Annotated in this window: 13 protein-coding genes; all 13 read left to right on the top strand. The window is 69.7% G+C overall.

Annotated elements, in window-relative coordinates:
* Positions 1-7 precede the first annotated feature (7 nt).
* A complete protein-coding gene (locus ACLQ28_RS22605) occupies positions 8-454 on the top strand; it encodes a GNAT family N-acetyltransferase (RefSeq protein WP_425688270.1) in 447 nt (148 codons plus the stop codon).
* A 52-nt stretch (positions 455-506) separates the two neighbouring features.
* A complete protein-coding gene (locus tag ACLQ28_RS22600) occupies positions 507-986 on the top strand; it encodes a hypothetical protein (protein WP_425688269.1) in 480 nt (159 codons plus the stop codon).
* Positions 987-1,061: 75 nt separating this feature from the next.
* Positions 1,062-2,252: an MFS transporter gene (locus ACLQ28_RS22595; protein WP_425688268.1), complete on the top strand. Its 1,191-nt coding sequence runs from the start codon at positions 1,062-1,064 to the stop codon at positions 2,250-2,252.
* A gap of 357 nt (positions 2,253-2,609) precedes the next feature.
* A complete protein-coding gene (locus ACLQ28_RS22590; RefSeq protein WP_425688267.1) occupies positions 2,610-3,035 on the top strand; it encodes a hypothetical protein in 426 nt (141 codons plus the stop codon).
* Between the two features lie 39 nt (positions 3,036-3,074).
* Complete coding sequence (gene sigJ, locus ACLQ28_RS22585; RefSeq protein WP_425688403.1) at positions 3,075-4,019, top strand: RNA polymerase sigma factor SigJ; 945 nt, start codon at positions 3,075-3,077, stop codon at positions 4,017-4,019.
* Positions 4,020-4,101: 82 nt separating this feature from the next.
* A complete protein-coding gene (locus tag ACLQ28_RS22580; RefSeq protein ID WP_425688266.1) occupies positions 4,102-5,289 on the top strand; it encodes an NAD(P)/FAD-dependent oxidoreductase in 1,188 nt (395 codons plus the stop codon).
* Between the two features lie 84 nt (positions 5,290-5,373).
* Positions 5,374-6,330 (top strand): cyclase family protein, encoded by a 957-nt coding sequence (locus tag ACLQ28_RS22575; protein WP_425688265.1) that lies wholly within the window; start codon positions 5,374-5,376, stop codon positions 6,328-6,330.
* 161 nt (positions 6,331-6,491) lie between these two features.
* Complete coding sequence (locus ACLQ28_RS22570; protein ID WP_425688264.1) at positions 6,492-7,229, top strand: ABC transporter ATP-binding protein; 738 nt, start codon at positions 6,492-6,494, stop codon at positions 7,227-7,229.
* Positions 7,226-8,026 (top strand): ABC transporter permease subunit, encoded by an 801-nt coding sequence (locus tag ACLQ28_RS22565; protein ID WP_425688263.1) that lies wholly within the window; start codon positions 7,226-7,228, stop codon positions 8,024-8,026. Before ACLQ28_RS22570 ends, ACLQ28_RS22565 begins: the two co-directional genes overlap by 4 nt.
* 37 nt (positions 8,027-8,063) lie before the next feature.
* Positions 8,064-9,416 (top strand): sensor domain-containing protein, encoded by a 1,353-nt coding sequence (locus ACLQ28_RS22560; RefSeq protein ID WP_425688262.1) that lies wholly within the window; start codon positions 8,064-8,066, stop codon positions 9,414-9,416.
* On the top strand, positions 9,413-10,063 hold the full coding sequence (locus ACLQ28_RS22555; RefSeq protein ID WP_425688261.1) for a response regulator transcription factor: 651 nt from the start codon (positions 9,413-9,415) through the stop codon (positions 10,061-10,063). Before ACLQ28_RS22560 ends, ACLQ28_RS22555 begins: the two co-directional genes overlap by 4 nt.
* Positions 10,064-10,197: 134 nt before the next feature.
* Complete coding sequence (locus ACLQ28_RS22550; protein ID WP_425688260.1) at positions 10,198-11,400, top strand: serine hydrolase domain-containing protein; 1,203 nt, start codon at positions 10,198-10,200, stop codon at positions 11,398-11,400.
* A gap of 60 nt (positions 11,401-11,460) precedes the next feature.
* The gene (locus ACLQ28_RS22545; protein ID WP_425688259.1) at positions 11,461-12,084 is read left to right on the top strand and encodes a PadR family transcriptional regulator; all 624 of its coding nucleotides are present in this window, start codon (positions 11,461-11,463) and stop codon (positions 12,082-12,084) included.
* Positions 12,085-12,092: the final 8 nt, after the last annotated feature.

The raw sequence follows: 12,092 nt of genomic DNA, 5'->3' as shown, positions 1-12,092 counted from the left end.
GATGATCATGGCGGACTGGACTACTCGACCGGCTTTGACGACTGATGTCGACGCGGTGGTTGAGCTGCGGGCCGTGGTGTTGCGGGCAGATCTGGAACGGCTCGGGCGGTACGACGAGCAGCGGGTCCGGCAGCGCCTGCGGGACGGCTTCGCGCCGGCGTACACCTGGGTTGTCGAGGTGGACGGCGCGTTCGCCGGCTGCGTGGCGCTGCGTCCGGCGGACGACGCCCATTGGCTGGAGCACTTCTACCTGGCGCCGCACCTGCAGGGCAGCGGCATCGGCACGGCGGTGCTGCGTGAGTTGCTCAAGCAGTGCGACCGCGACGGCACCCGGGTCCGGCTGAACGTGCTGCAGGGCAGTCCGGCACGGCGGTTGTACGAACGGCACGGATTCACGCTCGAAAGCGAGGATCCGGTGGACGTATTCATGGTGCGCGAGTCGACTTCGGTCTAGACCCACCACCGCCACGAGAGAACAACGCGTGGTGTCAATGTAGCGTTGACACGTGACGGTGGAGCTGGCTCAGTTGGCCGATGTGCGCGCTACCCGTGCCCGGCTGGACGAGCAGGAGTTGGAGCTCATCGACCGGGCGCGTCACGACGGCGCGACGTGGGCGCAGATCGCCGAGGCACTGGGCCTCGGCAGCCGGCAGGCCGCGGAGCAGCGCCGGCAGCGCCTGGTGGCGGCGCGACGGTCTCGGCGGCAGCACCTGGACCTCGGTTATTCAGCGCGGATCGCAGCGCTGCGGACCGCCGTGGCCGACCTCGGGCGGTGGATCGCCGCGGACCGACGATGGGACACGCGCTTCGCTCGGGCGGTGCTCGTGCGAAGCACGGTGGACGCCGCGCTGGATGCCGTTCCGGGCTCGCTGTACGCGTTGGCCCTGCATCTCGTCGCTGATCTCGCCGAGGCGGGCGAACGACTGCCGGTGCCCGTACGCGCCGCCGCAGCGAAGGTCGACGCAGCACTGTCAATGGAACATTGACGCGAATCGACAGCATTGCCTTGCAAGGGCTCAAGAATCAGGATGTGAGTCGTCTCGGCTCAACCTGGAGGGCTCATGCGTCGCAACGCGGGCTTGTTCGTGGCTATCTCGCTGCTGTCCGGCTTCGGGAGCAGCGCCATGTCCCTGGTAGCCGGCATCTGGATCCTGGACCTCACCGGCTCCACCGGGCTCGCAGCCCTCGCCGGTCTCTGCGTGTACGCCCCGGTGCTCGCCGGCCCGTGGCTGGGCGCTCTGCTCGACCGGGTGCCCCGCCGGCCGCTGGTCATCGCGGTCAACCTCATGTTGGCCGTCGCACTGCTGGCACTCTTCGCGGTGCGGGGGCCAGGGCAGACGTGGCTCATCTTCGTCGTCTCGTCCGTCTACGGCGCGAGCTACGTGCTCATCGACGCGGGCGAGACCGCGCTGCTGCCGTCCGCACTGTCACCGACCGAACTTGGCGACGTCAACGGGTGGCGCTCAAGCGCGCAGGAGGGCATGAAGCTCGTCGCTCCCCTGGCCGGGGCGGGCCTCTACGCGTGGCGCGGCGGGCACGCTGTCGTCGTACTCAGCGCGGCCATGCCGGTGCTGGTCGCCATCCTCTACGCGGGAGTGCGTCTGAGCCGGACGCCACCCGCCCAGCCAGCGCAGCGGCACCGTGGCCTGCGTACCGGGCTGTCGGTCCTGTTCGGACAGCGAGCGACGGGTCTACCGGTCGTGCTCGCCGCCGTGTCGATCGCCATGTCCGGCTTCACGACCGCGGCGATCTACGCGATCGTCATCACGGAGCTGCGCCTGCCGACGACATTCCTTGGCGTGCTGACCAGCGCCCAGGGCGCCGGTTCCATCATCGGTGGCCTGATCGTCGGGAGGCTCATCGCCGGCCGGGGTCCGGTTACTGTCGGCGTCGCCGGGACGGTGCTGTTCGCCGTCGGTTGCCTGGCCCGTTGCCTGCCGTGGTGGCCGGTCACGGTCGTCGGCGCGGTGGTCGCCGGCGTCGGCCTGCCCTGGACCCTGGTCGCGGCGGTGACCGCCGTGCAGACGCACACGCCGTCGGCGCTGCTGGGCCGGGTCTCCGCAACGGCCAACACCGCGATGTTCGGGCCTCTCGTCGTGGCGATCCCACTCGGCTCGGCGGCCGTCCACCTCGGCGGCCGCCCGCCGCTCATCGCCGCGGTCGTGATCTGCCTGACGGCCGTGGCCGCTGCCACCTACTCGTCATCAAGTGGTCAGCTAACGGCCCTTTCGGGCGTACGGCGCACGTCGTAGCGTGCGCCTCTATGACGTGGACGCCGCTGCACGTCCTCGTGCGGGGCCCAGGGCGTGTGTCAAAGCCTCGGTCGAGCCGAGGCGGAGTCCAGGCGGCAGGCCGGCCAGGGGCTTTGACACACGCCCTAACTGTGCTGCGCCGTCGACGGCTCCTGGTCGCCGCCACGCTGTGCAGGTAACCCCCGGATCAGGGCTGTTCTCCGATTACCTCACGGTCGACTATGAGATGCTCGGCGTGCCTCGTCACCAGCGGGTACCGATGGGCTTCCGCCTGTTGGTGCACTCGGCGGACGGCTATGTTCCACGCTGACCATCGACGGTACGCGGGGTACGAGAGTCCGGCGTAGGGTCGGGCCGATGGAGGATCAGAACCTGACTCGTGCTGATTACCAATCCGCGTTGCAGGTCGGCGAAAAGCTACGCGAACGGGGCTGGCGAACGGTTTTCACCCTCCCCCAGGCGGTCGACGGTTGGTCGGCGATGATCGAATCGATCCGTGACGGCTACGACTGGGATTTGGACGAGTACAGCAATGACCTGTCCTGCCGGGAATGGCTTGAGCAAGCGCTGCCCCTGCTCACCGAGCCCGTGCGTGCTAACTGGCAAGCCATCGTGGACCCTCTGGATGAGGAGTTCCGTGCGGTAACCGTCCAGGAGGACGACCCGTCTCGGTGGCCGCACAGCAGATTCGACAGGTGGTGGCTGAAGCGCCGACCCAAGCTGCTGATAGGCGAACTAGCCGACGACCTGATTCGCTCCGGCTACCTCAAGCCGCCCGGCTGATCATGAGCAGGTGGCGCACAAGTGGTTGACTATCGAGCCATGGTGTTCACTCCGGATGAGGTCGAGCTGTTCGAACGCTCCAGGGCTCGACTGGAGGCGATCGCCTACCGCCTGCTGGGCTCGGCGAGCGACGCCGAAGACGCGGTTCAGGACACGTTCCTGCGCTGGCAGGCGGCCGATCGGGAGCGCGTCGAGACGCCCGAGGCGTGGTTGACGAAGGTGCTCACCAACCTGTGCCTCAACCAGCTCACCTCGGCGCGGGCCAGGCGGGAGACCTATGTGGGCGCCTGGCTGCCCGAGCCGGTCCTCGCCGGGGACCGGATGCTCGGCCCGGTCGACACCGCCGTGCAGCGCGAATCGGTGTCGATGGCGGTGCTCACCCTCATGGAGCGGCTGTCGACCAACGAGCGTGCGGTGTACGTACTGCGCGAGGCCTTCGGCTACTCGCACGGCGAGATCGCCGACATCCTCGACATCACCGAGTCGAACTGCCAGCAGATCTTCCGACGCGCCAAGCAGCACGTCGCTTCGGGCCGGGCCCGCGCGGAGGTGGACGGGGCCACCGCGCGGAAGATGGCAGCGGAGTTTCTCGCCGCGGCCACCAGCGGCGAGATCCAGCCGCTGATCGAGTTGCTGACCGACGACGTGACGAGCACCGGCGACGGCGGCGGCAAGATCCCGGCCCGCACCGCAGCAATCGTTGGCGCGTCGGCGGTGGCGAGGTTCCTGCGTGGCCTGTTCAAGCCCACCGACGTCAAGCGGAACCTCGTGGGAGGCAGCCTCGCCTTCTACGCCGACGTCGTCAACGGCGATCCCGCCGTGGTGCTCGTGACCAGCGGCCAGGTCTTCGGCGTCATCTCCCTGGAGGTGACGCCGGAGGGTGTCGCGGCAATCCACAGCCAGGTCAACCCCGACAAACTCGTCCGCGCCACGCGCCAGTGGGCCGCGTCCGAGCATGGGGAGCCTCTACTCGTCGTCTGGTGACCCCGGTCATAACCGAGCCCTGTCAGGAATCGCGTCGCTGTCCGGTTCAGGTAGCGACAACCACCCAGACAGGAGCCACACCATGAAGCACCGCATCGTCGTCCTCGGGGCCGGATACGCCGGAGCCATCGCCGCCGGGCGCCTCGCCAAGCGGCTGCACCCCGGCGACACGCAGATCACCGTCGTCAACGCCGACGCCGATTTCGTCGAGCGGGTCCGTATGCACCAACTCGCCACCGGCCAGCACCTCAAGCGCCGGACGCTGACCGATGTCTACGCGGGCACCGGCGTCGAGGTCCGACTGGCCCGGGTCACCGCCGTCGACGCCGAGCGCAAGACCGTCGCGCTCGTCGCCGAGCACGGCACAGACGAGATCGCGTACGACACGCTCGTCTACGCCCTCGGCAGCGCCGCCGCGGACCACGGTATCCCCGGCGTCAGGGAGCACGCGTACGACATTGCCGGCAAGCCCGCCGCGCAGCGGTTGCGCGACCGCCTCGGCCACCTCGCCGCCGGCGGGTCCGTGCTCGTCGTCGGCGGGGGTCTCACCGGCCTCGAAGCCGTCACCGAGATCGCGGAGGCCCGGCCGGACCTCGACGTGGCGATCGCCGCCCGTGGCGGCCTCGGTGACTGGCTCAACGAGAAGGCGCAGCAGCACCTGCGCGGAGTCTGCGACCGGCTCGGCATCACCGTCCACGAGCACACCGACATCGCGCGAGTCGAGGCGACCGGTGTGGTCACCGCCGACGGTCGGGTGATCCCGGCCCAGGTGACCGTGTGGACGACCGGCTTCGCCGTCCACCCCATCGCCGCCGCCACGACCCTGACCGTCGCGGCGACCGGGCAGATCGTCGTCGACGCCACGATGCGGTCGGTCTCACACCCCGACGTGTACGCGGTCGGCGACGCCGGGCTCGCTGAAGGGCCGGGTGGCAAGCCACTGCGGATGTCCTGCGCCACCGGGGGCCCGATGGCCTGGCAGGCCGCCGACGCCATCGCCGCGCGCCTGACCGGTCGGAAGATCCCCAAGGCACCGCTGCGCTACTTCAACCAGTGCATCAGCCTCGGTCGCCGCGACGGCATCATCCAGTTCGTGACCGCCGACGACCGGGCCAAGTCGTCGCTCATCACCGGGAGGCTGGCCGCCCGCTACAAGGAGATCATCTGCACGGGCGCGGCCTGGGGAATCTCCCACCCGACGATGATGTTCCCGGTCCGCCGCCACCACATCACCGCGACCAGAACGGAGATCCTCACCGCCACGTCGTGAGCCGCGCCTGATCAATACGATCGAGCGGCGGGATAGCCTACCTGCGGTGTTTTGAACCGCGTGACCGGAGGAGTCGATGCTGGGATGACGGCTGAGCGACCGATGCCGACGCAGGACGACGTGCTCGGATACTTCGACACGCTGTCGAACTGGGGACGGTGGGGCGACGACGACCAGCTCGGGACTCTGAACCACATCACCGACGACGTCCGGTTGGCGGCGGCGCGGGCTGTGCGCCACGGCAGGAGCGTGTCCTGCGCGTGGGAGGTCGCCGTGCCGCAGGACATGGAGCGGTCGACGACGACGTGCCCGTGCGCCGCCGACATGCCGGGTGCCGAGAACATGCCGGTGGCCGCCTTCCACGCCGACCGGCGCTGGGGCTTCTCGTCTGAGCGGCTCGGCATCACGTTCCACGGCAACACCCTCACCCACGTCGACTCGCCGTGCCACCTCTTCTGGGACGGCATGATGTACAACGGGCGGTCGCACTCGTTGGTCGACGCCGAGACCGGTTCGGCGTGGGCTGCCGTCACGGCCGCGGCGAACGGGATCGTCACGCGTGGTGTCCTGCTGGACGTTGCGAGGGCCCGCGACGTGTCGTGGTTGGACCCGGGGCAGGGTGTGTTTCCCGACGATCTCGAGGAGGCCGAGCGTCGCCAGGGCGTACAGGTGCGACCCGGCGATGCGGTACTCCTGCGGACCGGCTACGGCCGCTTCCGGCACGAGACCGGTGGGGCCAGCGGTTTCACGCAGGCCGGCTGGCACGCGTCCTGCCTACCGTGGCTCCACGAACGCGGTGTCGCGCTGATCGGCGCTGACACCCCACAGGACGTTCAGCCGTCGGGGTACGACGACGTGTTGATGCCGGTTCACGCCGTGAGTCTCGTCGCGATGGGTCTGTGGCTGCTCGACAACTGCGACCTGGAGGCGTGCGCGGCGACGGCTGCCGAACTCGGCCAGTGGGATTTCCAGCTCGCAGTCGCGCCGGTCCGCTTCGCCGGCACGTCCGGCAGCCCGGTCAACCCGATCGCCACGTTCTGACCGCAGAGTCATAACGCTGCACGCAGCGCCGGGTCGCCTGGCTGCGCGCGGCCTGCCTGGGGGAAATCCCCCAGCCGAAGACGGCTGTCAGCAGGGTCCTTTCCGGGCGGCAACGTGCCTAGCGTGATCTTCCGTAGATACCAACGACGGAAGGAGTTCGGATGATCGAGGCCCGGGATCTCACCAGGAGATACGGACAGACGGTCGCGGTCGACGCGCTCAGCTTCGACGTGCGGCCGGGCAGCGTCACCGGCTTTCTGGGCCCCAACGGGTCGGGCAAGTCCACCACGATGCGGCTCATTCTGGGGCTGGACCGGCCCGACGCCGGCCAGGTGCGCATCGGCGGTCGCCGCTACCGCGAGCTGCGCTGGCCGCTGCGGGAGGTCGGGGCGCTGCTGGAGGCCAGGGCGTTCCACCCGGGCCGTAGCGCCCGCAGTCACCTGGCCGCGCTGGCCGCCAGCAACGCGATTCCCCGGGCCAGGGTCGACGAGGTCCTCGACATGGTCGGTCTGACCAGCGCGGCGGGGCGGCGGGCCGGGAAGTTCTCTCTCGGAATGGGGCAGCGCCTGGGGGTCGCCGCGGCGCTGCTGGGTGATCCGGCTGTGCTGCTGCTGGACGAACCGGTCAACGGGCTGGACCCCGAGGGGGTCCGCTGGATCCGCGACCTGCTGAAGTCGCTGGCCGCGCAGGGCCGCACGGTCTTCGTGTCCAGCCACCTGATCAGCGAGATGGCGCTGACCGCCGAACGGCTGGTGGTGATCGGCCGGGGGCGGCTGCTCGCGGACACGACGGTCGCCGAGATGTCGGCCGGATCGGCATCGCTGGAGGACGCGTTCTTCCAGCTCACCAGCGGAGTGGTCGAGTACCAGGGGAGCCAGGCGAAGGGGGCAACGTCATGACCAGGACCGCAGAGACCCGTATGCCGAACGGCCGTTACGGGCTGGCGCAGGCCGCCCGGATGGAATGGATCAAGCTGCGCAGCCTGCGCTCGACCTGGTGGACCCTGGTCGTCACGGTCGCCGGGACCGTCGGGATCGGGGTCGCCGTGGGCCTGAACACCCAGAGCGCCTCCGGGGATGTGACCAACAATGCGCTCGCCGGCGTCGTCCCCGGCCTGCTGCTGACAGGTGTGCTCGGCGTGCTGACCAGCACCAGCGAATACACCTCGGGAACTATCCAGGCCACGCTGGCCGCCGTCCCACGGCGCCCGGTGGTCCTGGCGGCGAAGGCAGCGGTGTTCGGAGCCGTGACCCTGATCGTCGGGGAGGTTGCGTCGTTCATCGCGTTCTTCGCCGTGGGAGCCACGCTGCGCGACGGCGTCGCAGCACCCACGCTGGGTCAGCCCGGCGTGCTACGGGCTGTCGCGGTGACCGGGGCCGGATTCTGCCTGATCGGGCTGCTGGGCCTGGGCCTGGGCGCGATCATCCGGCACAGCGCGGCCGCAATCGGGGTGCTGGTGGCGGGCGTGTACGTGGTCGCCCAGTTCATCGGCATCATGGCGCATGGCGTGGCGTCGTACATGCCGATCCTGATCGTGGAGAACTCACTGAGCACGACCAAGCCGGTTACCTGCGGCGGGGACGGTGCATCCTGCCCGGACTTCCTGTCCGCGTGGGCCGGACTCGGCGTGTTGTCCCTGTACGCCGTGATCGCACTGGCGATCGGCGGATGGCTGCTGGCCCGGCGGGATGCGTGAATAGAAGGCAGGGCAGGCAGAGGGGAAGATGACGGGCATGCGCCTTCCGGTGATCGTGGCACCGTTCACCCGGCGCCTGGGTCGCGAGCTGTTGTTCTGCCTGGCCGGGCTGCCGTCCATCTTGGTCAACCCGGTGGCACTCTTCATTGTCGCGGTGGACCTGACCTGGTTGTTGGCCAGTGGCGCGCGGGGCAACCCGTCCCCGGCCGAGGTGGCCATCGCCTGTGTCTGCGTGGGCCTGCTGCTCGTACTGCTGGTGTCGACGACGACGGCCCGCAGGCTCGGCTCGATGCAGCGCATGCTCGCGACCCGACTGCTCGGGGTACGAGTCGGGGCGCCGCCGCCGATGCGGCGGCGCCCCGGCGGTTGGGCCTGGTTCGGCCCGGGCCCTCGCGACGGCGTCGGTTGGCGGGTCATGGCCTACCAGTTGGCCAAGCTGCCGGTCGGCCTGATCGAGCTGTACGCCGTGTTCTTCTGGATCGGCGGGCTGGTCAACCTGAGTTACCCGCTCTTGTGGGGAGCGTTCCGTAACCACCCGCCGGGGGCCCGGCTGAGCCCGGTGCCGGTGTTCACGCCATTCGGGTTGTTCGGTGAGGGCACGTTCCGCGTCTCGACCCTCGCCGGCACATTCGCTGCCGCCGCGGCGGGAGCGGCGATGCTGCTGGCCGCCCCGTGGGTTACCCGGGCCGTCACGTCCGCCGACGCCTGGCTGGTCCGAAGCCTGCTCGGGCCTGGGCGGCTGGCGCAGCGGGTCCACGACCTGGAGCTGAGCAGGGCGTTGGCCGTGGACGACTCCGCCGCCCTGCTGCGGCGGCTTGAGCGGGACCTGCACGACGGCGCACAGATCCGGCTGGCCACGCTGGCCATGAACCTGGGCATGGCCCGGGAGAAGCTCGGCGACAGCGGCGAGGTCAGGGACGCCGCGGCGGTCCGCGAGCTGGTGGACGCCGCGCTCCGGGGCGCCAAGGACGCGCTCGGCGAGCTGCGCAGCCTGGCCCGTGGGATCCACCCGCCGGCGCTCGACAACGGGCTGGCGGACGCCCTCGCCTCGCTGGCTGCCGACAGTGCGATCCTGGTCGAGCTGGAAGTCGGCATCCCGGTCCGACCCACCCCGGCGATCGAGACCATCGCGTATTTCTGCGCCGCCGAGCTGCTGGCCAACGCGGCCAAGCACAGCTTCGCAAACAAGATCGCCATCCGGGTGTCCGGAGCGCGGGACGTGCTGCTGCTCAGCGTCGTCGACGATGGCACGGGCGGTGCCGACCCGGCCCGAGGCACCGGCCTGTCCGGGCTGGCACAGCGGGTGGCGGTGGTGGACGGCGGGCTCACGATTGCGAGTCCACCCGGCGGCCCAACGAAGATCACCGTCGAACTACCGTTGCGGGCATGAGTGCGCGGGTGGTGATCGCCGAGGACGCGGTCCTGTTCCGGGCGGGGCTTGCCCGGCTGATCGAGGACCATGGCCACCGGGTGTGCGCTGCCGTGGGCGATGGCGACGCACTGCTGGCCGCGGTGGCCGAGCATCAGCCCGACGTCGTGGTGGCCGACATCCGGATGCCGCCGACGCACACCGACGAGGGGCTGCGCGCCGCGCTCGAGATCCGCCACCAGCACCCCCGCACCGGGGTGTTGGTGCTGTCGCAGTACATCGAGACCAAGTACACAGCCCGGCTGCTGGAGGGAAACGCGGCGGGCGCTGGGTACCTGCTGAAGGAGCGTGTGGCCGACGTCGCCGAGTTCGTCGACGCGCTGGAGCGTGTCGCCGCGGGCGGCACGGCGCTCGACCCCGAGGTCGTCGGCCAACTGCTGCGCGTCAGCCGCCGTGCCGACGGCGTCGCGGCGCTCACCGCACGCGAGCGACACGTACTCGCGCTGATGGCGGAGGGGCGTTCAAACGCTGGCATCGCCGGTGCGCTCGTGGTGACCGGCGGAACCGTGGAGAAGCACGTCGCGAGCATCTTCGACAAGCTGGGCCTGCCCCCTGGCGAGGCCCACAACCGCCGCGTCCTCGCAGTCCTGCGCTACCTCAGCTCATAGGTCCGCACCGACCCCTCCCCGCTCGGGTCGTGGGGGTTAGCCCCAATGCCAGGTCTCGGGTTTTCCGGTTGGTGCGGACATCGATGCGTTTCCTACGGTAAATGCACATTCGCATTCCCGAAAGGAGCCTTGATGTGAGCGCACGTTTCGCAGTCCGGAGGGCGGTGACGTGGCGGAGAGTCGTGGCCGCCGCGACGGCTGGCGCGGTGCTGGCCGCGGCGGTCGGCGGTGGGGCCGCGTCGGCCGCGCCGTCGACGCCGGAGCACCGGTCCACGGCCACGGTGCTACAGCACGGCCTCGACGATCTGCACGACCTCGGCGTATCCGGGGCGCAGGGCCTGGTCCGCGACGGGGGCCGGGTGACCATGGCCCGCAGCGGCGTGGCCGACTTGGACACCGACGCACCGATGCCGGTCGACGGATACTTCCGAATCGGCAGCACCACGAAGACGTTCGTCTCGGTTGTGCTGCTCCAACTCGTCGGCGAGGGCCGGGTCGGGTTGGACGACCCGATCGACCGTTGGCTGCCCGGTGTCGTCGACGGCAACGGCAACGACGGCCGACAAATCACCGTACGCCAGATCCTGCAGCACACCAGCGGCCTCTACGACTCCACCGGCGACCTCGCCGCGCTGCAGTCGGCCGACGAGTTCCTGGCGCACCGCTTCGACCACTACACCGAGGCGCAGCTGGTGACGATGGCGATGCAGCACCCGCCGCTGTTTCCCGCCGGCACGAGCTGGAGCTACTCGAACACCAATTACCTGGTGGCCGGGATGCTCATCGAACGGGTCACCGGACACCGGTGGTCCACCGAGGTGCGCTCCCGGATCCTGATGCCGCTGCACCTGACCCACACGTTCTATCCCGGTGACCGGCCGACCCTGCCTCAGCCGCACGCCCAGGGGTACCGGCAGTTCGCGCCGGGCGGGCCGATGGTCGACACGACCATCTTCAATCCGACCGTGACGGCCTCGGCCGGCGGCCTGGTCAGCACCACTGCCGACCTGGCCCGTTTCTGGCAGGCGCTCTCGCGCGGTGAGCTGTTGCGGCCCGGACAGATGGCGGAGCTGCGCCAGACCGTGCTGGCCGATGGGTTCCAGGGGATTCGACCAGGCATTCGCTACGGGCTGGGCATCATGTGGATACCCAACCGGTGCGGCGGCTCCTGGGCGCATGTCGGCTCGATGCCCGGGATGAGCACCCTGACGGCGGTCAGCCCGGACGGGCAACGCTCGACGGTCTTGTACCTGGCCACCGAGCTGGCCGACCCGGAACCGGCAATGGCCGTCATACAGCGGCAGATGACCCTGCTCGATGACCTGATCTGCAGCTGACAGCCACCCGGGAGGCTAACCGGTCGGCGGCGAGGGTCTTCGCAGCGCCGCCGACCGGGGGTGGGTGTGTCGGAACTCTTGACTTGCAGCACCTACTCTTGTTTGAGTACTCATGTGAATGCGACAAGGTTGTTCGTCCTCGGCGCACTGGCCAAGGACGGGCCAATGCACGGTCACCGGATGAGAAACGCACTCCAGCTCGACCAGGTCGAGCTGTGGACCGAGATCAAACCCGGCTCCCTGTACGGCGCGCTGCACCGCATGGCCGATGAGGGTGCCATCGAGGTGGTCGGCACCGAGCGCGAGGGCAACCTCCCGGCGCGGACCGTCTACGCCATCACCGATGCCGGACGGGCAGAACTGACAACGAGGCTGCGCGCCGCACTCAACGACGCCAGGCTGCGCCCGGACCCGATCGACGTGGCGCTCCAGCACGCCGACTTATTGGACCGCGCCGAGCTAACCACCCTGGTCACCCGGCGTCGGGCTGCACTCTCCGGGCGGCTCGCCGAAATGACCGCGCTGCGCGGGCGGGCCGCCGAGCACCTGATCGGGCTGGAACCGGTCATCTTCCACCACACACTCGTGCGGTTGGAGACCGAGGTGGCCTGGCACGACGAGCTCCTGGCAGCGCTGGCCCTCCACGACACCACGGCAAACGACACCACGGCACCGGATGCCTGACGGGAGAA

Origin of the sequence: Micromonospora sp. DT201 (assembly GCF_049841575.1) — a bacterium.
Taxonomy (GTDB): domain Bacteria; phylum Actinomycetota; class Actinomycetes; order Mycobacteriales; family Micromonosporaceae; genus Micromonospora.
This window is presented reverse-complemented; position numbering and strand designations above follow the sequence as displayed.